Consider the following 20994-nt stretch of genomic DNA (forward strand, 5'->3'; position numbering starts at 1 on the left):
GGTTTTTCTGCGCGAGGGCCGGATGTCAGTGGTGGGCCTTAGTCTGGCCGGGTGTCCAATACGCCGGTGAGAGCACAGGGCAAGGGGGCCGGAAGGGTGACTCCGCCTCGTAATTCCGCTGTGGGCGAACGCGTGCCCGCGGGGGCGGCGAAAGCCGCAAACAAGGCCAAAAAGAAAAGCGGAGCAGAATCTTCCGCAAAGGACGCGAAGGATGCGAAGGCCGTGAAGGCCGCGCGGACGCCGAAGGCCGCGGCGGGTGCCGGGCCGGAGTCCCGCACCGCCCTCGTCCGCCGTGCCCGCCGCATCAACCGCGAGCTCGCCGAGGTCTATCCCTACGCACACCCCGAGCTCGACTTCGAGAATCCCTTCGAGCTCCTGGTCGCCACGGTCCTCTCCGCCCAGACGACGGACCTGCGCGTCAACCAGACCACTCCCGCCCTCTTCGCCGCCTACCCCACGCCCGAGGACATGGCGGCGGCCGACCCCGAGGCGCTGGAGCAGCTCATCCGGCCGACGGGCTTCTTCCGCGCCAAGGCCAAGTCGCTCATCGGCCTGTCCACCGCGATCCGCGACCGCTTCGGCGGTGAGGTGCCGGGCCGCATAGAGGACCTCGTCTCCCTCCCCGGCGTCGGCCGCAAGACCGCCCACGTCGTCCTCGGCAATGCCTTCGGCCGGCCGGGGATCACTGTGGACACCCACTTCGGGCGGCTCGTGCGGCGCTGGAAGTGGACCGAGGCCACCGACCCCGAGAAGGTCGAGGCGGAGATCTGCGCGCTCTTTCCCAAGAGCGAGTGGACCATGCTCTCCCATCGCGTGATCTTCCACGGCCGCCGCATCTGCCACTCCCGCAAGCCCGCATGCGGCGCCTGCCCGATCGCCCCGCTCTGCCCCTCGTACGGGGAGGGGGAGACCGATCCCGAGAAGGCCAAGAAGCTCCTCAAGTACGAGAAGGGCGGCAAGCCCGGCCAGCGGCTCAAGCCCCCGCCCGACTACCCGGGCCTGCCGGCCCCGCCGCTGGGAGGCGACGCATGACGAGCACGTACGGCCGAGGGGCCGCGGTCACCGCCGAGGGCCTGCCCGAGTGGCTGGAGCCGGTGGCGCGTGCCTCGGAGACGATCGAGCCCCATCAGCTCAGCCGCTTCCTGCCGCCGGAGACCGGTGGCCGGCAGTCCGCCGTGCTCGTCCTCTTCGGCGACGGCCCCAAGGGCCCGGAGCTGCTCCTGCTTGAGCGTGCGGGGACGCTGCGCTCCCACGCCGGGCAGCCGTCCTTCCCCGGCGGCGCCCTCGACCCGGAGGACGGCGACCCCGCCTCCGGCGGGCTCGTGCGTGCGGCGCTGCGCGAGGCGGAGGAGGAGACCGGCCTGGACCCCGCGGGCGTCCAGATCTTCGGCGTCCTGCCGCAGCTGTACATCCCCGTGAGCAAGTTCGTCGTCACGCCCGTGCTCGGCTGGTGGCGCGAGCCCACCCCCGTGGAGCCGGTCGACGAGGGCGAGACCGCTCGCGTCTTCACCGTCCCCGTAGCCGACCTGACCGACCCGGAGAACCGGGCGACCGCGATACATCCGAGCGGCCACACCGGCCCCGCCTTCAAGGTCGAGGACGCCCTCGTGTGGGGGTTCACCGCCGGTGTGATCGACCGGATCCTGCACTACGCGGGCTGGGAGCGCCCCTGGGACCGCGATCGCCGGGTACCTCTGGACCAGCGGGCCTGACGGGCATGAGACGGTGATCCCGGCCCCCGCCGCGCCCCGGGCCGGCGACACCGCAGACGACATCATTGCGAGGCATACCCGGTGAACGTGCTGGACATCGTGCTGCTGATCGCCGCCGTGTGGTTCGCCGTCGTCGGCTACCGCCAGGGCTTCGTGGTCGGCGTGCTGTCGGTGATCGGATTCATCGGCGGCGGCCTCGTAGCGGTGTACCTCCTGCCCGTCATCTGGGACAGCGCCACCGGAGACGCCAACCCCGGCATGGCCGCCGCCATAGCGGCCGTCGTCATCGTCATCGTGTGCGCCTCCGTGGGCCAGGCCGCCACCACCCACCTGGGCAACAAGCTCCGCCGGCACATCACCTGGTCCCCCGCCCGAGCCCTGGACGCCACCGGCGGTGCGCTCGTCAACGTCCTGGCGATGCTGCTGGTGGCCTGGCTGATCGGCTCCGCCCTCGCCGGCACGTCCCTGCCGACGCTCGGCAAGGAGGTCCGCAACTCCAAGGTGCTGCTCGGCGTCGCCCGGGTGGTGCCCCCGCAGGCCAACACCTGGTTCGCCGACTTCAGCACGGTCCTCGCGCAGAACGGCTTCCCGCAGGTCTTCGCGCCCTTCTCCACCGAGCCGATCACTAACGTGCCCGCCCCCGACCCCGCGCTCGCGGGCAGCCCCGTCGCCACCGAGGCCCAGCGCAGCATCGTCAAGGTCGTCGGCACCGCACCCAGCTGCGGCAAGGTCCTGGAGGGCACCGGCTTCGTCTTCGCTCCGCAGCGGGTGATGACCAACGCCCACGTCGTCGGTGGCGTCGACGAGCCGACCGTGCAGGTCGGCGGGCAGGGCAGGCAGTACGAGGCGAAGGTCGTCCTCTACGACTGGAAGCGCGACATCGCCGTGCTGGAGGTGCCGGACCTGGAGGCGCCCGAGCTGCGGTTCACCGAAGCCGACGCGGAGAGCGGCAAGGGCGCCATCGTGGCCGGCTTCCCGGAGAACGGCTCCTACGACGTGCGCGCCGCGCGCGTCCGCAGCCGCGTCCAGGCGAACGGCCCGGACATCTACCGCCGCGGCAACGTCCGCCGCGACGTCTACTCGCTCTACACGATCGTCCGCCAGGGCAACTCCGGAGGGCCCCTGCTCACGCCGGACGGCCGGGTCTACGGAGTGGTCTTCGCCAAGTCCCTCGACGACGCCGAGACCGGCTACGCCCTGACCGCCGACGAGGTGCGCGGTGACGCCGTCAGCGGCCGCAGGGCGACCGAGCGGGTCAACACCCAGGGCTGCGCCCTCTGAGCCCTTCCGCAGGCCCTTCCAGGGCCGTGCCCGGGGCCCGGGGGCTCGTCAGGCCGCTGCACGGAGCGGCGGCCGGAGAGCGGGCCGGGCGGGTCAGCGGCCCGGCAGGTCAGCGGCCGCGCGGGTGATGGCGCAGCCGCGCCGACACCCAGCGGGCGCGGCGCCGGATGATGCGCGGAATGCCGATGCGCGGATCGTGACCGGCGGATGGCCGGTGCTCACCCCTCACGGCCCTCTCCGGCATCTCGCTCACGATCAGCGCGGCGTCGCCCTCGGCGCCCCGCTCCTGAGTCACGTCACGGTAGTCGTGCGTCCAGCCCATACCGTGCTCTGTGCCCGGACCGAAAGGTCGGTAATCGCCCGGGGGTCGCTCAATCGGCCTATGCGCCGGGCAATTGGCCGTTCGAAGAACGGACGTTCCCCTTCGCTTTACGGAGCGTGGCCCATCCGCCGCCTGCCCGGCCCGAAGGCTTTCGGCCAGGTCCTAGCGGTCCGGTTCCGGATCCTTGAGCCAGTTGATCAGCTCGGTCGAGAACGCCACCGGATCCTCTTCATGAGGAAAGTGCCCGAGCCCGTCGAAGAGCCGCCAGCGGTACGGAGCCTCCACGTACTCGCCGGAGCCCGCGGCGCTGCGCGTGCGCATCACCGGATCGAGGGATCCGTGCAGGTGCAGCGTGGGCACCCGTACGGGCCGCTTCATGCGCCGGTTGAACTGGATGCCGTCCGGCCGCGCCATCGACCGCACCATCCAGCGGTACGGCTCGATCGAGCAATGCGCCGTCGACGGGATCGACATCGCCCGGCGGTACGTCTCCACGGCCTCGTCGTCCGGCTGCCGCGGCCCCGACCACTCGCGCACCAGCCGCCCGGCCAGCGCAGCGTCGTCAGCGACCAGACGGCGCTCGGGGATCCACGGCCGCTGGAAGCCCCAGATGTGGCTGCTCGCCGAGGTCTGCCGGGGGTCGGCGAGCATCGCCGAACGCCAGCGGCGCGGGTGAGGCATGGAGGAGACCGCGAGCCTGCGCACCAGCTTGGGCCGCATCACGGCCGCCGTCCACGCCAGGTAGCCGCCGAGGTCGTGGCCGACCAGGGCGGCGTCCGGCTCGCCCAGGGAACGGATCACGCCGGTGATGTCGAGGGCGAGGTTGGCCGGGTCGTAGCCCCGCGGCGTGCGGTCGCTGCCGCCCACCCCGCGCAGATCCATGGCCACCGCCCGGAACCCCGCCTCGGCGAGCGCCGGCAGCTGGTGCCGCCACGTCCACCAGAACTGCGGGAAGCCGTGCAGCAGCAGGACCAGCGGCCCGTCGCCCATCTCGGCGATGTGGAACCGCGCGCCGTTCGCCGCGACGTCCCGGTGGACCCAGGGCCCCTCGGGCCGGACGACCGACGCGGCGGAGCCGCCCGGAACGCCCGTCGGGGCCGGTCCCGGCGCGGCGGCCGGAACGAGGGGATCAGGTGACGAAGTCGCTGCGGAGGTATCGGGCACCGTCATACGGTCGAGCGTGTCACAGATGCGCCCGCGGGGCTCGTGTCGGTCAGCGGACGGGGGTGCGGCTTGACGGTGCCCAGCACGGCGGCCGTCTGCTTCGCCGACGCGATGCTCTTCTCGGGCTTGCTGACCTTCTTGAACTTGGCCACCGCCAGCAGCCCGAGCAGCGCCGCGATCAGCAGGAACGCACCGCCGACGATCAGGAACGACCAGGCGAGCCCGAGACCGAGGTTGTGGATGCCGTACGCGGCCGCGAAGCTCAGCACGGGCAGCGAGAAGAGCGCGAGCGTGCCGGCCGCGGCGATCGCGCCGCCGCCGATGCCGACGCGCTTGACGTCCTGCCGCAGCTCGGCCTTGGCCAGTGCGATCTCGTCGTGCACCAGCGCGGACAGCTCGGTGGTGGCCGTAGCCACCAGCTGGCCGAGAGTGCGGTTCGCACCGTTCGCACCGTCGTCGGCTGCGCTCATCGGCTGCTCCCTCATCTTCGTCGCCACGTCATCCGCGGGCTTTCGGCGGATGTAAAGCCTCTCAGATCATGCCGGACCATCGTCCCGGGTGGTGTCCCCGGCGACCAGTTCGGCCAGCCTGCGGTGCTCGGCGGCCTTCGCTTCGAGGATCGCCGCCATCCGCAGGTGGTAGTCCGGGTTGCCCTGCTCGTAGATGTCGGGGATGCCGTCGGCGTCCTCGTCGCGGTCCTCGTCCGCACACAGCTTCTTGTACTTGTTGTCGCGCAGTTTGAGCAGCACGCTCGCGCAGACCGCGGCGATCAGCGAACCGACGAGCACGGCCGCCTTGACCTCGTCCGCCAGCAGCAGGTCGGCGCCGAAGGCCAGCTCCCCGATGAGCAGGGACACCGTGAAGCCGATGCCCGCGAGCGAGGCGACGGCGAGCACGTCGGGCCACTTCAGGTCCGGGTTGAGCTCGGCCCGGGTGAACCGGGCGGCGAGCCAGGTCCCGCCGAACACGCCGATCGTCTTGCCGACGACCAGACCCAGGACGACGCCCAGCGTCTCGGGCTTGGTGAAGACGTCCGACAGCGCGCCGCCGGAGACCACCACACCCGCCGAGAACAGGGCGAAGAGCGGCACCGCCAGCCCCGCCGAGAGGGGGCGCACCAGATGCTCGATGTGTTCCCCGGGGGAGTGCCGCTCGCCCTCGTGGCGGTGGCAGCGGAGCATCAGGCCCATGGCCACGCCCGCGATGGTCGCGTGGACGCCGCTGTTGTACATCAACGCCCAGTTGACGACGGCCAGCGGCACGTAGACGTACCAGCCGCGGACGCCCTTGCGGAGCAGGAGCCAGAAGACGGCCAGGCCCAGCACGGCGAAGCCCAGGGCGGCGAAGTTCAGGTTCTGGGTGAAGAAGACCGCGATGATCAGGATCGCGAACAGGTCGTCGACGACGGCCAGGGTGAGCAGGAACGCGCGCAGCGCCGACGGCAGCGCCGTGCCGATGACAGCCAGGACGGCCAGGGCGAAGGCGATGTCGGTGGCGGTGGGCACCGCCCAGCCGGCCGTCGAGCCGTTGCCGCTCGTCACGACGGTGAAGTAGACGAGCGCGGGCACGGCCATGCCGCAGATCGCGGCGATGACGGGCAGCAGCGCAGCCTTGGGGTCGCGCAGCTCGCCGGCGACCAGCTCACGCTTGAGCTCGATGCCCGCGACGAAGAAGAAGACGGCGAGCAGACCGTCGGCCGCCCAGTGCTGCACGGAGAGGTTCAGCCCCAGCGAGCCCGGACCGACGTGGAAGTCGCGCACGGCCTCGTAGCTGTCGCGCAAGGGGGTGTTCGCCCAGATCAGCGCGGCGACGGCGGCAACGAGCAGGAGCACGCCGCCGACGGTCTCGGTACGCAGGGCGTCGGCGAGGAAGTTCCGCTCGGGCAGCGGTAGCCGGCCGAGGAATACGGAACGGCGGTTCTTGGGCGCGGCCACGGCGGGGGACCTCCAGGGTCGACGGATACACGTGTGCTGTGTGCCGACCAGACTTCCCGGCGCGCCCCTGATTCTTGTCGCGATTTTTACGCGACCACCACTCACCTTAACCGGAACGAGTGATGCGGAACGAGCGGAAGGGCGCCCGGCAGCAGCCGGGCGCCCTTCCTGGGGATCGTGGACCCTGCGGTCAGTCCTCGCTGGAGGCCGCGGGGAGCTGGGACTGGATGAGGTCCATGACCGAGGAGTCGGTCAGGGTCGTGACGTCGCCGAGGGTGCGGTGCTCGGCGACGTCGCGCAGGAGGCGGCGCATGATCTTGCCGGATCGGGTCTTGGGCAGCTCGGCCACGGGGAGGATCCGCTTGGGCTTGGCGATCGGGCCGAGCTGCTTGGCGACGTGCGCCCGCAACTCCTCGACCAGGCCCTCCTCCTCCGCGTCGGCGCCGCCGCGCAGGATGACGAAGGCGCAGATCGCCTGGGTGGTCTGCGGGTCGGTCGCGCCGACGACCGCCGCCTCGGCGACCTTCGGGTGCGAGACCAGCGCGGACTCGACCTCGGTGGTGGAGATGTTGTGGCCGGAGACGAGCATGACGTCGTCCACCCGGCCGAGCAGCCAGATGTCGCCGTCGTCGTCCTTCTTGGCGCCGTCGCCCGCGAAGTACTTGCCCTCGAAGCGGGACCAGTAGGTGTCGAGGTAGCGCTGGTCGTCGCCCCAGATGGTGCGGAGCATCGACGGCCACGGCTCGGTGAGGACGAGATAGCCGCCGGAGCCGTCGGGCACCTCGCGGGCCTCGTCGTCCACGACCGTGGCCGCGATGCCGGGGAGCGGGACCTGGGCCGAGCCGGGCTTGGTCTCGGTGACCCCGGGCAGCGGGCTGATCATGATGCCGCCCGTCTCGGTCTGCCACCAGGTGTCGACCACCGGGGTGCGGTCGCCGCCGATGTGCTTGCGGTACCAGACCCAGGCCTCGGGGTTGATGGGCTCGCCGACCGAGCCGAGGACGCGCAGGCTGCTCAGGTCGAACTTGGCCGGGATGTCGTCGCCCCACTTCATGGCGGCGCGGATCGCGGTCGGCGCGGTGTAGAGGACCGTGACGCCGTACTTCTGCACGATCTCCCACCAGCGGCCCTGGTGGGGGCTGTCGGGCGTGCCCTCGTAGAGCACTTCGGTCGCGCCGTTGCTCAAGGGTCCGTAGACGATGTACGAGTGGCCGGTCACCCAGCCGACGTCGGCCGTGCACCAGAACACGTCCGACTCGGGCTTGAGGTCGAAGACGGCGTGGTGGGTGTACGACACCTGGGTGAGATAACCGCCCGTGGTGTGCAGGATGCCCTTCGGCTTCCCCGTGGTGCCCGAGGTGTAGAGGATGAAGAGCGGGTGCTCGGCGTCGAACGCCTGCGGCGTGTGCTCCTCGGGCTGGCGCTCGACGAGCTCGTGCCACCACACGTCACGGCCCTCGGTCCAGCCGATGCCCTCCTGGCCGGTGCGCCGGACGACGAGGACGCTGCGGACGTTCTCGGTGCCGGGGCGGGTGAGGGCCTCGTCCACGGCGGGCTTCAGGGCGGAGGGCTTGCCGCGGCGGTAGCCGCCGTCGGCGGTGATGACGACGCGGGCGTCGGCGTCGTTGATGCGCGTGGCGAGGGCGTCGGCGGAGAAGCCGCCGAAGACCAGCGAGTGCGGTGCGCCGATCCGGGCGCAGGCGAGCATCGCGACGACGGCCTCGGGGATCATCGGCAGGTAGATGGCGACGCGGTCGCCCGCCTGCACGCCCAGCTCGGTCAGGGCGTGGGCCGCCTTGGAGACCTCGCGCTGCAGCTCGGCGTAGGTGATGGTGCGGGTGTCGCCGGGCTCGCCCTCGAAGTGCAGGGCGACGCGGTCGCCCAGGCCGTTCTCCACGTGGCGGTCGACGCAGTTGTACGCGACGTTGAGCCGGCCGTCGGCGAACCACTTGGCGAACGGCGGGTTCGACCAGTCGAGGACCTTGGTGGGCTCGGTCTCCCAGCTCAGGCGGCGGGCCTGCGCGGCCCAGAAGCCCAGCCGGTCAGCCTTCGCCTGCTCGTACGCCTCCGCGGTGACGTTGGCGCTCGCGGCCAGGGCGGCAGGCGGTGCGAAGCGGCGCTCCTCCTTCAGAAGGTTGGCCAGGCTCTCGTTGCTCACGACATCTCCCTTTCTCAGGGTGCCCGTTGGGTGACCGTGCTGTGCCCGTGGGTGCCCATAGTGTCCCGGGGCATAGCTCACCAGCCCGGGGCACACCCTGACAAGGGCTGTTGATAAAAAATGGTTTAGACCTGTAGAAGAGGGTTCAGACGGCGTCGAGGATCTCCGGGCGTACGGCCGTGAAGGTGCGCGAGGGCGGGTCCAGGACATAGGCCTGCGCCTCGCCCACATGGAAGTACATGCCGTGCAGCTGGAGCGATCCCTCGGCCACGCGGCGGGCGACACAGGCGTGGGCCATCAAGTGGTCGAGCTGCTGCATCACGTTGACGAGCGCGAGCCGTTCGAGGGCGTCGGCCACGGGCCGGTCGGCCACCGCCACCTCGCCGCGGCCGAGCCGCCCGATCCGCTGCGTCCGGGCCAGGCTCGGGCGGCCGTGGCGCAGCCAGCGCGTGAGCGTGGTCTGCGGCGAGCCGGGCTCCCCGCCCTCGGAGTCGAGCAGTGCCTGCATCGCGCCGCATCCCGAGTGCCCGCACACGGTGATGCTGCCGACCTTCAGCACCTCCACGGCGTACTCCACGGCGGCACCGACGGAGTCGCACGAGCCGTCCGTGGCGGGCGGCGGGATGAGATTGCCGACGTTCCGCACGGTGAAGAGGTCGCCCGGGCCGCTGGAGGTGATCATGCTGGTGACGAGCCGGGAGTCGGCGCAGGTCAGGAAGAGCTGCGTCGGGCACTGACCCTCGCGGGCGAGCCGCGCCAGCTCGGCCCGTACGAGCGGGGCCGTGTTGCGCTGGAACGCGCTGACGCCGCCGAGAAGTTGCTGTCCGCCCTGTGGGGCGAGGGTGTCGGCCGGCGCGGCGGGCCGGGTGCAGTGGTGGTTGCGCCAGGGCGTCCAGGGGCGGCAGGCGTGCGTGCTGGCCGGCTCGGCGATCGGCCGTCCGCCACGGCCCCGCAGCGTGACCCAGCCGCCCCGCGCGCGATGGGCGTTCGTCCACGACTGGAGGGTGTCGTACGCGGTGTGGTCCATGAACGAGCCGCCCAGCTCCACGACCGCCGGCGCCTCCGGCGGCACCTGTGCGAGCGCCCGGCTCAGCTTGGGGACCGCCAGGAACGTCAACTGCCCGCTGACCCGGACCAGGTGGCTGCCGCTCTCCTCGTCCACGGTGATGCGGGTGTGGGCGAGGCGCCGCAGTGAGAGGAAGGCCGTGACCACGATGCCGACGGCGACGCCCTGCAGGACGCCGAACAGCACCACGGCGCCGAGCGTGGACGCGTACATGGGGAACTCGCGGTGCCGCTGTACGTGCTTGATGTGCGCGAAGCTCACCATCTTCACTCCGACCACCATCACCAGTGCGGCAAGGGCTGCCAGGGGGATCAGCTCCAGGACCGTCGTGAGCAGGCCGGCGCAGAGCAGCACCCACAGCCCGTGCAGCACGGTGGACTTGCGGGAGGCGGCCCCCGCCGCCACGTTCGCCGACCCGCGGATCGCGCCGCCGGCGACCGGCAGGCCGCCGAGGAGGCCGGACACCACATTGGCCGCTCCCTGGCCGGCGAGCTCGCGGTCGAGCTCGGCCGGCTCGTGCTGCGGGCCCGCGCGCTCGGCACGCAGCCGGTCCACGGCCACTGCGGACAGCAGCGACTCCATGCTCGCCACGAGCGTGACCGTCAGCACCGCGGCGAAGACGCCCAGCACCGGCCCGTCCGGCAGGGCGGGCAGTGCCTGCAGCTGCCACTGGGGGAGGGAGACGCGGGGGACGGGCATGCCGGTGCTGACGCCGGTGGCAACGGCGACGGCGGCCAGCGGGGCGGGGACCGTGCGCAGCCACTGCCCGGCCCGGCCCGGCAGCCGGGGCCAGCCCACCAGGACGGCTGCCGTGACGGCCCCGACCAGCAGGGCCGAAGGGTGCGGACGGCTCAGCTCCGAGGGGAGGGCGGCCAGATTCTCCAGGGCGGAGCTGTTCGGGGTGTCGCCCAGGACGACGTGGAGCTGGCCGAGGGCGATCGTGACGCCGATGCCGGCGAGCACGCCGTGCACGATCGCCGGGCTGACGGCCAGCGCCCCGCGGGCCACTCGGGCCGTACCCAGGGCGAGTTGGGTCAGGCCGGCGAGCGCGGTGATCGCGCAGGTGGCCCGCCAGCCGTACTGCTGGACCAGCTCGGCCGTCACCACGACCAGGCCCGTGGCGGCGCCGCTGACCTGGAACGGCGCTCCGCCCAGCAGCCCCGCCACGATTCCGCCGACCGCAGCCGCCACCAGCCCGGCCTGGAGCGGAGCTCCGGTGGCCAGCGCGATGCCCAGGGAGAGCGGCACGGCGATGAGGAAGATGACGAAGGAAGCGGCGAGATCCCGGCGCCAGGTGGACCGGTCGGCGGGGCCCGGCCCGTCCGTGGCTGCCCGTGGGTGGTGCGTCGATGGTGACTGAGGCTGCATGGGCGTTCCCGTCTTCGTCGGGGCGGCGCGGACGCGCTGAAGGCGCGGCCGTGGTCACGGCGCGCAGCGGCGGAAGCGGCTGCGGTGGCGGGGGTTAACTCAACTCTCGGTAAACGGATCGTAATGGAGAGTAAAGATCCCGGGAAGAGTGGAAGGTCGAATAAAGGCGCGGTTCCATCGATTGAGTGAATTTGTCATTTTATCTGTCTGTAATACCGATATAGGGGGTCGGGCGTGCGAGGTTGAGATGCCGGATCGGGCAGGCAGCGAAGGCAGAGGTGGCTGATGGCCGCTGGATGGAAAGTGGCGCTGGGCGGCCTCACGGCCCTTGCCCTGGCGACGGGTTCGGCGGGCTGCTCGGGCGACGCGGCCCCCGGCGCGCCGCGCGGCGCGGCCGACCCCGAGGCCGGACGCCGTCCCGTCCGCCTCATCGGTGACGGTTCCACCGCCGATACGGGTCCCCAGCCCGGACAGCCCACCCCCGACCGGCTCCAGCCCGGGCACAGGCCGCCGCAGTTCGTCGTCTTCTCCTGGGACGGCTCGGGCGAGGACGGGCAGCACCTGTTCTCCCGCTTCCGCGCCGTCGGCAGGAAGCACCACGCGACGATGACCTACTTCCTCAGCGGCGTGTACATGCTCCCCGCGGGCAAGCGGCGCCTCTACAAACCGCCCCGGCACCGGCCCGGCGCCTCGGACATCGGTTTCAACACCGTCAAAGGCGTCAGGGACACCGTGGAACAGCTCCGCGGCGCCTGGCTCGACGGCAACGAGATCGGAACGCACTTCAACGGCCACTTCTGCGGCCCCGACCGGGGGGTCGGCACCTGGTCGCCCAAGGAGTGGAAGAGCGAGATCCGGCAGGCGCGGTCCCTGGTGAGGAACTGGAGGACCAACGCCGACCTGAAGGAGGAGGATCCGCTTCCGTTCGACTACGCCAAGGAGCTCGTCGGTGGCCGCGCCCCCTGCCTGGAAGGCCAGCGCAACCTCGTGCGGGCCGCCAAGACCATGGGCTTCCGCTACGACGCGAGCTCGATCGGCGGCCGGCAGGTGTGGCCCCACAAGCTGGGCGGGCTCTGGGACTTCCCCCTGCAGGACATCCCGGTGCCCGGCCGGGACTTCGAAACCCTGTCGATGGACTACAACTTCCTCGCCAATCAGTCCGGCACGACCCGGGGCAGCCGCGCCCTGCACCGCGCCTGGGGCAAGCAGATGCGCGACGGCCTCCTCGCCGGATTCCGCCGCGCCTACCGCGGGAACCGGGCCCCCTTCTTCATCGGCGACCACTTCGAATCCTGGAACGGCGGCACCTATATGCGGGCGGTCGAGAGCGTCATCAAAACCGTCTGCACCAAGGAGGAGGTGCGCTGCGTGTCCTTCAAACAACTGGCCGACTGGCTCGACGCGCAGGACAACAGGCTCCTGTCGGCACTGCGCGGGCTCGACGTCGGGCAGGCACCCAAGGGCGGCTGGGAGCGCTTCCCCGCCGCCCGGCGCATCAAGCGGGCTGAGGAGTAGAGGCCCAGCTCTCGTTCAGCACGAAGGAGGGGTCGACCTGGGCCGCCAGGTCGGCGCCCGTCTTGGCGTTGCCCCAGCTCTCCGCGTTCTTCAGGTGGAAGTGCACCATCTGGCGGGTGTAGCGCTGCCAGTCCCGCAGCTCGTACGAGCCGTCCGCCGTCTCGCGCAGGGTGCGCAGCGCCCGGTGGTTGTGCTCCTCGAGCAGGCCGAAGCGGGGCGGCCGGCCCTTCTCCATCGCCCGCACCCAGTCGGAGTGGCCGAAGGTCACCAGCAGGTCCTCGCCGACCTCGTCGCGCAGGAAGTCGATGTCGTCCTGGCCCTGGACCTTGTTGCCCACGACCTTGAGGCAGACGCCGAAGTCGCGGGCGTACTCCTTGTACTGGCGGTAGACGGACACGCCCTTGCGGGTGGGCTCGGCCACCAGGAACGTCATGTCGAACCGGGTGAACATGCCCGAGGCGAAGGAGTCGCTGCCGGCCGTCATGTCGACGACGACGTACTCCCCGGGGCCGTCCACCAGGTGGTTGAGGCACAGCTCGACGGCCCCGACCTTGGAGTGGTAGCAGGCGACGCCGAGATCGGACTCGGTGAACGGGCCCGTGACCATCAGCCGTACGGGCCCGCCGTCGAGCTCGACCGGGCGGGCGCAGGCGTCGTAGACCGGGTTGTCCTCGGCGATCCGCAGCAGGCGCGAGCCCTCGCCCGGCGGCGTCGTCTTGATCATCGTCTCGGCGGAGGTGATCCGCGGGTTGCTGCCGCGCAGGTAGTTCTTGATCAGGGGGAGCTGAGCGCCCATCGCGGGCAGTGCGGAGGTCTCCTCCTCGTCCAGCCCGAGCGCCGCGCCGAGGTGCTGGTTGATGTCGGCGTCCACCGCGACGACGGGGGCGCGGTCCGCGGCGAGGTGGCGGATGAACAGTGAGGACAGCGTGGTCTTCCCGCTGCCGCCCTTCCCTACGAAAGCGATCTTCATGTTCACCAAGCGTAGGTGGGAGGGTGCACGGAGTGAGAGCAGTGCGTGAAGAAGACCACTCGTTCGAGGGGTGTAGACCCGAAGTGCGTACTGTCTTACGCATGAGTACGACCGACCCGCTCGCCGCCCTGGCCTCGCTCCCCGGCGTGGCCGATTCCGTGGACTCCGTGCGCAAGGCGGTGGACCGCGTCTACGGGCACCGGGTGATGCGCCGCCGCAGCAACGAGATCACTTCCGAGGCCGCACTGCGCGGCGCGCGCGGCTCGGCCGCGCTGTCCGGCGCCGACTGGGCGCTCGAAGAGGTGCGCCGCCGCACCGACTTCGGCGTCGAGACGGAGGCGCGGGCGGTGGGCGCCGCCCTGCGGCTGACCGCCGAGGCGGGCCAGCTGCTGAGCGTGTGGCGGCAGTCGCCGTTGCGCGTGCTGGCCAGGCTGCACCTGGTGGCCGCGGGCGGGACACGGCCGGACGAGACGGTCGGCCGGCCCCGGCTGGAGGGGGAGCCCGTCGACGAGCCGCTGGTCCGGCTGGCGGTGCCCAGCGCGTCGGAGGTGGCCGGGCGGCTCGAGGGCCTGGCGGGGCTGCTCCTCGCGGGGACGGAGGCGCCCGCGCTGGTGACGGCGGCCGTGGTGCACGGCGAACTGCTCGCCCTGCGCCCCTTCGGCTCATACAACGGCCTGGTCGCGCGGACCGCGGAGCGGATCGTGCTCGTGGGCAGCGGGCTCGACCCCAAGTCCATCTGCCCGGCCGAGGTCGGCCACGCCGAGCTGGGTGCGGAGGCCTATCTGGCCGCGCTCGACGGCTATGCGTCGGGCACGCCGGAGGGGGTCGGGGCCTGGATCGCGCACTGCGGCCGCGCGATCGAGCTGGGTGTGCGGGAAAGCACCGCGGTGTGCGAGGCGCTCCAGCGCGGAGCCGCCTGAGTCCACGACGCCTCCCGCGGCGGCCTGTCCGGCCGCTGCGGGGTGCCGCGCGGGGCGCAGGAAGTGCCGGACAGGGTTGCGGCGGCACCGGTCAACTCCGGTACCGCCGCTGGCATGTTCGCCGGGTTACCATGCGTGCACGATATTTGCCCATCAGGCCGGGGACTTTGCCCGTCACCTGGTGCGGCTGGCCCGTAATCGACGGGTCGGCGTCGCGTGGGTGCCCGGCGTTCATGCGTCGGTCCGTGGGGCCGTGGTGCGTGAAGGGCGTCCTCCCGGATGTCCCTGGTCTCGCGGGCCGTTAAGTCCTTTCTACTCCTGTCGCCGCTGAAGCGGAAGGTCGAGCCACAGTTCTTTGCATTTAGCACTAAACCTGGGCAATGCGGGCACCCGGCTCCCGGCGCCGCCCGGCCAGCCAGACCAGGCCCGCGGTCGCCGCGGCCGCGCCGACCGCGGCCGCCGCGACGAGAGCGGGGCGCGAGGGCATCGACAGGGCGGGCACCCGCTGCTTGAGCCGGACGGGGCGGTTGAAGGAGAGGACCGGCCAGTCGCGGGCCACGGCCTCCCGGCGCAGCGCCCGGTCGGGGTTGACCGCGTGCGGGTGGCCGACGGTTTCGAGCATGGGGATGTCGGTGACGGAGTCGCTGTAGGCGTAGCACCGGGAGAGGTCGTACCCCTCCGACTCGGCGAGCTCCTTGATGGCTTCGGCCTTGGTGGGTCCGTAGGCGTAGTACTCGACTTCGCCGGTGAAGGCGCCGTCCTCCACAACCATGCGGGTGGCCACCACGCGGTCCGCGCCCAGCAGTTCGCCGATGGGCTCGACGACCTCGGCGCCCGAGGTGCTGACAATCACCACGTCGCGCCCGGCGGTGTGGTGTGCTTCGATGAGGGAAGCGGCTTCGTCGTAAATGATCGGGTCGATGAGTTCGTGCAGGGTCTCGGCGACGATCTCGCGGACCTGCTGGACATTCCAGCCCCTGCAGAGCGCCGAGAGATACTCGCGCATCCGCTCCATCTGATCGTGATCGGCTCCGCCGGCGAGGAAGACGAACTGTGCGTACGCCGTGCGCAGCACAGCACGCCGGTTGATCAAGCCACCTTGGTAGAACGACTTGCTGAAGGTGAGCGTGCTCGACTTCGCAATGACCGTCTTGTCCAGATCAAAGAACGCGGCTGTCCGGGGCAACGAGTGGTTTTCCACGATGCCGAGCATAGGCGCCCTCCATTCGGCGTAAGCTGAGGCGTGTGGGTTTGCCTGAGAAGGCTCTCGGGTACACCATGGAAGTCACGGATCGTTCGCGACCGTGTCTAACCCGGTCCGACTCCTCCCCCCCCGAGTCGGCCGTGGGGACGACCCCCGCTCTCCCCCCCGGCGGGGGTCGTCGCATGTCCGGATGTATTTTGCGGGTCCTCACCCGGCATTCCTCCCTCCCGCGCCGCCCGTTCCGGCGGCTGCCTCCTCCCTTCATACACGCTACGCAGCGTAATCGGCGGGCTGCTCTGTGGAAGTCACCGGTATAGGTGACCGGGATATTCACAGCGGCTGAGTTGTCCACAGTTTTTGACCAAGATCCACATTGTTTTCCAGTTCGCTGCACGGTGATTCCCCGCGCTCTTCCGCGATGTCCGCGGATGCGAGAGCGCGCAGTTGAGACGGGGAGGACACCGTGGCCGGATCCAGCGCATCCGAATGGCCGCCCGCCGCCGGCGGGAGGCAGCGCGGACCACTGATCATCGCCGAGGACGAGGAGCTGCTCGACGACCTGCTGCGCCTGTGCGCGGCGGCCGGCGCCGTGCCCGAAGTGGCGCACGGCGCCCCAGCGCGCCGCGGCGCCGGCCTCGATCCACCGCTGATCCTGGTCGGGGAGGAGTGCGCGCGCCGCCTGCGCGGCTCGCGCCTCGCGGCTCACGGGGACGCGGTCCTGCTCGTCGGCCGGGACCGCGGCGACGCCGGGGTGTGGCAGCTGGCTGTGGAGATCGGCGCGCGGGATGTGGCGCTGCTGCCCGGCTGCGAGGGCCGGCTCGTCGAGCGGATCGCCGACGCCGTCGAAGGCGCCGGGCGGCCCGCCCTCACCGTCGGGGTGATCGGCGGATGCGGCGGCGCGGGTGCGAGCACGCTGGCGTGCGCCCTCGCCGTCAGCGCCGCCGCCGACGGGCGGCGCACCATGCTCATCGACGGAGATCCGCTGGGCGGCGGCCTCGACGTCCTGCTCGGCGGCGAACGAGTGGACGGGCTGCGCTGGCCTGCCTTCGCCGACTCCCGGGGCCGCGTGGCGTGCCGGGCGCTGGAGGAGGCCCTGCCCGAGCTCCACTCGATGCGCCTGCTCAGCTGGGACCGGAGCTCCTGTACGGCCGTGCCGCCAGAAGCGGTGAAGGCCGTGCTGGCCGCGGCGCGCCGCCGGGGCGGGGCGGTGGTGGTCGATCTGCCGCGCCGGCTCGACGAAGCTGCCCTCGAAGCCGTCGAACAGCTCGATGCGGGCCTGCTGGTGGTGCTGGCGGAGCTGCGGGCCGTGGCCGCGGCGCACCGCGTCGCCGCCACTGTCGGAGCGGTCATCGGCGACCTGCGGGTGGTCGTCCGCGCTCCGCGCACAGCCGGCCTCGACGGAGAGCAGGTCTCCCGCCTCCTCGGCCTGCCTCTCGCCGGCGAGCTCCCTCCGGAGACGGGCCTGGCGGCCGCGCTCGCAGCGGGCCGGCCGCCGGGCGGCGAGCGCGGCCCGCTGGCCCGGTTCTGCACCGACTTCTGGGCCTGCTTCGAGGCACTCCAGCGGGCGTCGTCATGAGCGCCGGACTGCTGGAGGCCGTGCGGCTGAGGCTGGCCGAGAGCGGCGCCGAACCCACGCCCGCCAAGGTCGCGGAGGCGCTGCGCCAGGAAGGGCGGTTGCTGGGAGACGCCGAGATTCTCGGCGTCGCCGCCCGGCTGCGCTCCGAGCTGATCGGTGCCGGTCCGCTGGAACGGCTGCTGGCCGAGCCCGACGTCACCGACGTCCTCGTCACGGCGCCCGACCAGGTCTGGGTCGACCGGGGCGCCGGCCTGCAGCGCACGGACGTCGTCTTCCCGGATGCCACGGCCGTGCGCAGGCTCGCCCAGCGGCTCGCAGCCATCGCCGGGCGGCGGCTGGACGACGCCCGCCCCTGGGTCGACGCCCGGCTGCCCGACGGCACGCGGCTGCATGCGGTGCTGCCCCCGATCGCCGTCGGCTCCACCTGCCTCTCGCTGCGCGTCGTGCGCCCCCGCGCCTTCACCCTGGACGACCTGGTGGCCGCCGGGACGGTGCCGCCGGGCGGGGACAGGCTGCTGCGGGCGGTGCTCGAAGCGAGGCTCTCGTTCGTGATCAGCGGCGGAACGGGCAGCGGCAAGACGACGCTGCTGACCACCTTGCTCGGGTTGGTGGCGCCGGACGAGCGGATCGTCCTCGCCGAGGACTCCGCCGAACTGCGCCCCGATCACCCGCACGTGGTCCGGCTGGAGACCCGCCCGGCGAACCAGGAGGGCATGGGCCTGGTCACCTTGCGGGACCTGGTCCGGCAGGCCCTGCGCATGAGGCCGGACCGGCTGGTGGTGGGCGAGGTCCGCGGAGCGGAGGTCACGGACCTGCTGGCCGCCCTCAATACCGGGCACGAGGGAGGCTGCGGCACGGTTCACGCGAATGCCGCGGCGGACGTCCCCGCCCGGCTCGAAGCGCTGGGCTCGGCCGCCGGTCTCGACCGGGCCGCGCTGCACAGCCAATTGGCGGCCGGCCTGTCGGTCGTCATCCACCTCGTACGGGAGCGCGGCGGGCGGCGGCGCGTCGCCGAGGTGCATGTGCTCGACCGGGACCCTGCCGGATTCGTCACTACCGTACCGGCCGTCGTCCGGGGCGCCGAGGGCTTTCAGCGGGCGCGCGGATGGGCCCGGCTGGCCGGGCTGTGCGAGCGGGGCGGAGCGACGCCGTGACCGGCGCAGGGACGATGCCGCCGACTGCGCTCACGAGCGCCGCCGCGCTGGGCGCGCTGTTCATGGCCTGGCCCCCGACCGGCCCCGGCCGGGAGCTGCGCCGCGCCCGGCTGCTGTTCGCGGGCGGCGGATCCGCCCCGCCCGCCGTCCCGTGGCCGCTCGCCTGGGTGGGAGAGCGGGCCGGCCGGCTGTGCCGGTGGGCGCGGGACAGGCGGGAGCTGATGTGCCTTCCGGTCGGCGGTGGGGTGGCCTTGTCGGGGGCGTCGCTGCTGCCGCTGGTGGCAGCGCTCGCAGCCGTCCCGCTCGTACGGAGGTGGCTGGCCGCTCGGCGGGAGCAGGGCGAACGGGAGCGGCGCGAGGCGGCAGTGATCGAGCTGTGCGGGACGGTCGCGGGCGACCTGCGGGCGGGCAGGCAGCCCGGCCAGGCGCTGGCAGGCGTGCCCGCGGGGGACTTGGGCCCGCAGTGGGCGGCCGTTGCGGCGGCGGCGAGGTTCGGCGGCGACGTGCCGGAGGCCCTGCGGGCCGTGGCCGTACGCCCCGGGGCCGAGGGGCTGCACGGTGTGGCCGCCTGCTGGCGCGTGGCCGTGGACGGGGGTGCAGGGCTCGCATCTGGGCTCGAACGGGTGGCTGCCGCGCTGAGCGCCGAGCGGGACCAACGGGAGGAGCTGCGGTCGCAATTGGCGGGCGCGCGGTCCACCGCCGTGATGCTGGCCCTGCTGCCCGTGCTCGCCCTGCTGATGGGCAGTGCGCTGGGAGCCGCGCCGCTGAGAGTGCTGCTGCACACCCCGGCCGGGCTCGGCTGTCTGCTCCTCGGCGGACTCCTGGAGGGCACCGGCATCGCCTGGACCGGGCGGATCGTGCGGGCGGCGGCAGGTGAGCCCCAAGGCCACCGTGGCGGCGAGCGGGGCAGGCCCGGCCCCTCGGCGGAAGGGAAAATCTCGTGAGCGCAAATGTTATCCACAGCCTGTGGATGGTGATTCTTGCGGGCGTCGCGTCCGCTTGCGCGGTGAGCGCGGCGGTCCGGATCCGCAGGAGAGCGGTGGCCCGCCGCCGGGCGGTCGCTCTGTTCGGGCGTGAACCCGCCACGGCCACGAGGGCGCAGGGGCTCAGGGCCTGTGCCGGCCGGCTGCCGGCGGCCCGGGACTGGCTTCCCGCGGCGGGGACCGGAGCCGCCGGGGTCATCCTCCTCGGCGGAGCGGCCGGGTGCGTGGCGGGACTCGCCGCCGCGTACGGCATGTGGCGGTGGCGACGGCGCCCGAAGAGGGCCGACCCGGCGGCCGAAGCCCCGGGACAAACCCGGTCGGGGGAGGCCGAGAGGCAACTTCCGCTGGCCGCCGATCTCATGGCCGCGTGCCTGGCGGCAGGCGCCGGGCCCAGAGAGGCGGCCGAAGCGGTCGGCCTGTCACTGGGCGGCCCGGTGGGCGAACGGCTCGCCCGGGCCGCGGCGGAAGTCCGGCTCGGCGGCGACCCGGCCACGGCCTGGGGCCGCTTGGGCGGCCTTCCGGGCGCCCGGGGGCTCGCCCGCTGTCTGGAGAGGGCGCAGGCGACGGGAGTGCCCGCAGTGGAGCCCATGTCGCGGCTCGCCGGCCGTTTGCGGGCCGAGCGCGGCAGGGCGGCGGGCATACGGGCCCGGCGCGCGGGCGTCCTGGCGACAGCCCCGCTCGGGCTGTGCTTCCTGCCCGCGTTCCTGACGGTCGGGGTGGTGCCCGTAGTGATCGGTCTGGCGAGTGGTTTGACGAAAGGACATTGACGGTGAGTGGGATGCAGGTCATGGCAGCGATGACGGTGGGGAAGACAATGGCGGGGAAGACGATGACAGCGCGGAGGACGCCCGTGCGCCGAGGCTGGTGCGGGGCGCATGGGGGACTGCCCGTCCGGGCGAGGTACCGGTCGCTGGGCGGAGAGCGGGGCCGGTGGTGGCCCGGCGAATGGGGCAAGCTCTGGCAGTGGCCGGTGCCGTGGCGAACACGCAGGCCGTGGGCCTTCGCGGGCGGCGATGCGGGCATGTCGACGGCCGAGTACGCCGTCGGCACCGTAGCCGCCTGTGCGCTCGCCGCCGTGCTCTACAAGGTGGTCACGAGCGGGGCGGTCAGCGCGGCTCTGCAGGGGCTCATCGGGAGGGCGCTCAATGCGCCGTTCTGACGGGGCGTCCGGTCAGTCGCCCGGGGCCGGTCGGCCGGCACTACGCACTGGACCGGACCGGGGTTCTGACGGAGGGTCCGGCGAGGTCGTCCTCGCCGGTCCCGCCGGTGGACCGGGCCGGCGCCCTCCGGCAGTCCCGGCGGCGGGAGGCCACCGGAGTCGTCCCCGGCGCTGCGACGGCGGCTATGTGACCGCTGAGGCCGCGATGGTGCTTCCGGCACTGATTCTCTTCGGCATGGCCTTGATCTGGGGGCTGATGGCCGCGGCCGCGCAGATCCAGTGCGTGGACGCCGCCCGGGCAGGTGCCCGGGCGGCCGCCCGGTCGGATCCGGAGACGGTGGCGGTCGCGGCGGCCCGGTCCGCCGCGCCGCAGGGGGCCCGTGTCGCCGTCGCACGGGAGGGCGACCTCGTACGGGTACGGGTCGAAGCCCGCGCGGCGGGGCCGCTCGCCGTGCGGCTGGGCGGAGAGGCGGTGGCCCTTGCGGAGGAGACGGTGCGGTGACCGGGG

Annotated in this window: 19 protein-coding genes; 11 read left to right on the plus strand and 8 right to left on the minus strand. The window is 72.5% G+C overall.

Annotated elements, in window-relative coordinates; translation table 11 throughout:
• Positions 1–96: 96 nt before the first annotated feature.
• The 3 genes from nth to IF61_RS0117175 all read left to right on the plus strand — a co-directional run bounded on the left by nth (position 97) and on the right by IF61_RS0117175 (position 2993).
• Complete coding sequence (gene nth / locus IF61_RS0117165; RefSeq protein WP_397945287.1) at positions 97–1032, plus strand: endonuclease III; 936 nt, start codon at positions 97–99, stop codon at positions 1030–1032.
• Positions 1029–1712, plus strand: coding sequence for an NUDIX hydrolase (locus IF61_RS0117170; RefSeq protein ID WP_030367280.1), 684 nt, complete (start codon positions 1029–1031; stop codon positions 1710–1712). Before nth ends, IF61_RS0117170 begins: the two co-directional genes overlap by 4 nt.
• 81 nt (positions 1713–1793) lie before the next feature.
• A complete protein-coding gene (locus IF61_RS0117175; protein WP_030367281.1) occupies positions 1794–2993 on the plus strand; it encodes a MarP family serine protease in 1200 nt (399 codons plus the stop codon).
• A gap of 109 nt (positions 2994–3102) precedes the next feature.
• Here IF61_RS0117175 and IF61_RS0117180 read toward each other — a convergent pair whose 3' ends face one another.
• The 6 genes from IF61_RS0117180 to IF61_RS0117205 all read right to left on the minus strand — a co-directional run bounded on the left by IF61_RS0117180 (position 3103) and on the right by IF61_RS0117205 (position 11005).
• Positions 3103–3315 (minus strand): hypothetical protein, encoded by a 213-nt coding sequence (locus IF61_RS0117180; RefSeq protein WP_030367282.1) that lies wholly within the window; start codon positions 3313–3315, stop codon positions 3103–3105.
• Between the two features lie 162 nt (positions 3316–3477).
• Complete coding sequence (locus IF61_RS0117185; RefSeq protein WP_030367283.1) at positions 3478–4485, minus strand: alpha/beta fold hydrolase; 1008 nt, start codon at positions 4483–4485, stop codon at positions 3478–3480.
• Entirely contained in the window at positions 4482–4949 is a 468-nt protein-coding gene (locus IF61_RS0117190) for a phage holin family protein (RefSeq protein ID WP_030367284.1), read from the minus strand. The genes IF61_RS0117185 and IF61_RS0117190 overlap by 4 nt, the downstream gene beginning before the upstream one ends.
• Before the next feature lie 66 nt (positions 4950–5015).
• Positions 5016–6413 (minus strand): Na+/H+ antiporter NhaA, encoded by a 1398-nt coding sequence (nhaA, locus tag IF61_RS0117195; protein WP_030367285.1) that lies wholly within the window; start codon positions 6411–6413, stop codon positions 5016–5018.
• Between the two features lie 190 nt (positions 6414–6603).
• Positions 6604–8571, minus strand: coding sequence for an acetate--CoA ligase (acs, locus tag IF61_RS0117200; RefSeq protein ID WP_030367286.1), 1968 nt, complete (start codon positions 8569–8571; stop codon positions 6604–6606).
• Positions 8572–8716: 145 nt separating this feature from the next.
• Positions 8717–11005 carry a SulP family inorganic anion transporter gene (locus tag IF61_RS0117205; RefSeq protein WP_052392768.1) on the minus strand — a complete coding sequence of 763 codons (2289 nt, stop codon included), beginning with the start codon at positions 11003–11005 and terminating at the stop codon, positions 8717–8719.
• Between the two features lie 285 nt (positions 11006–11290).
• Between IF61_RS0117205 and IF61_RS0117210 the strand changes: the two genes are divergently transcribed.
• Complete coding sequence (locus IF61_RS0117210; protein ID WP_052392769.1) at positions 11291–12520, plus strand: polysaccharide deacetylase family protein; 1230 nt, start codon at positions 11291–11293, stop codon at positions 12518–12520.
• On the opposite strand, the gene IF61_RS0117215 is transcribed toward IF61_RS0117210, so the two are convergent.
• A complete protein-coding gene (locus tag IF61_RS0117215) occupies positions 12501–13490 on the minus strand; it encodes an ATP-binding protein (RefSeq protein ID WP_030367289.1) in 990 nt (329 codons plus the stop codon). The two genes, IF61_RS0117210 and IF61_RS0117215, sit on opposite strands and share 20 nt — an antisense overlap.
• A gap of 101 nt (positions 13491–13591) precedes the next feature.
• On the opposite strand from IF61_RS0117215, the gene IF61_RS0117220 reads away from it, so the two are divergent.
• On the plus strand, positions 13592–14410 hold the full coding sequence (locus IF61_RS0117220; RefSeq protein ID WP_030367290.1) for a Fic family protein: 819 nt from the start codon (positions 13592–13594) through the stop codon (positions 14408–14410).
• Between the two features lie 367 nt (positions 14411–14777).
• Here IF61_RS0117220 and IF61_RS0117225 read toward each other — a convergent pair whose 3' ends face one another.
• Positions 14778–15623, minus strand: coding sequence for an HAD family hydrolase (locus IF61_RS0117225; protein ID WP_030367291.1), 846 nt, complete (start codon positions 15621–15623; stop codon positions 14778–14780).
• Between the two features lie 454 nt (positions 15624–16077).
• Between IF61_RS0117225 and ssd the strand changes: the two genes are divergently transcribed.
• From ssd to IF61_RS37025, 6 genes are all read left to right on the plus strand, one after another.
• Positions 16078–17190 carry a septum site-determining protein Ssd gene (gene ssd / locus IF61_RS0117230; protein ID WP_043189544.1) on the plus strand — a complete coding sequence of 371 codons (1113 nt, stop codon included), beginning with the start codon at positions 16078–16080 and terminating at the stop codon, positions 17188–17190.
• Positions 17187–18344: a TadA family conjugal transfer-associated ATPase gene (locus tag IF61_RS0117235; protein WP_030367293.1), complete on the plus strand. Its 1158-nt coding sequence runs from the start codon at positions 17187–17189 to the stop codon at positions 18342–18344. The genes ssd and IF61_RS0117235 overlap by 4 nt, the downstream gene beginning before the upstream one ends.
• Before the next feature lie 14 nt (positions 18345–18358).
• Positions 18359–19288, plus strand: a complete 930-nt coding sequence (locus IF61_RS0117240) for a type II secretion system F family protein (RefSeq protein ID WP_078660300.1) — start codon at positions 18359–18361, stop codon at positions 19286–19288.
• Positions 19285–20094, plus strand: a complete 810-nt coding sequence (locus IF61_RS0117245) for a type II secretion system F family protein (protein WP_030367295.1) — start codon at positions 19285–19287, stop codon at positions 20092–20094. The genes IF61_RS0117240 and IF61_RS0117245 overlap by 4 nt, the downstream gene beginning before the upstream one ends.
• A 254-nt stretch (positions 20095–20348) precedes the next feature.
• Positions 20349–20486 carry a DUF4244 domain-containing protein gene (locus IF61_RS35295; RefSeq protein ID WP_107043061.1) on the plus strand — a complete coding sequence of 46 codons (138 nt, stop codon included), beginning with the start codon at positions 20349–20351 and terminating at the stop codon, positions 20484–20486.
• Positions 20487–20673: 187 nt separating this feature from the next.
• Positions 20674–20988, plus strand: coding sequence for a TadE family type IV pilus minor pilin (locus tag IF61_RS37025; protein ID WP_030367297.1), 315 nt, complete (start codon positions 20674–20676; stop codon positions 20986–20988).
• The last annotated feature ends 6 nt before the right edge of the window (positions 20989–20994 follow it).

It is taken from the genome of Streptomyces roseoverticillatus (assembly GCF_000719265.1).
Lineage (GTDB): Bacteria > Actinomycetota > Actinomycetes > Streptomycetales > Streptomycetaceae > Streptomyces > Streptomyces roseoverticillatus.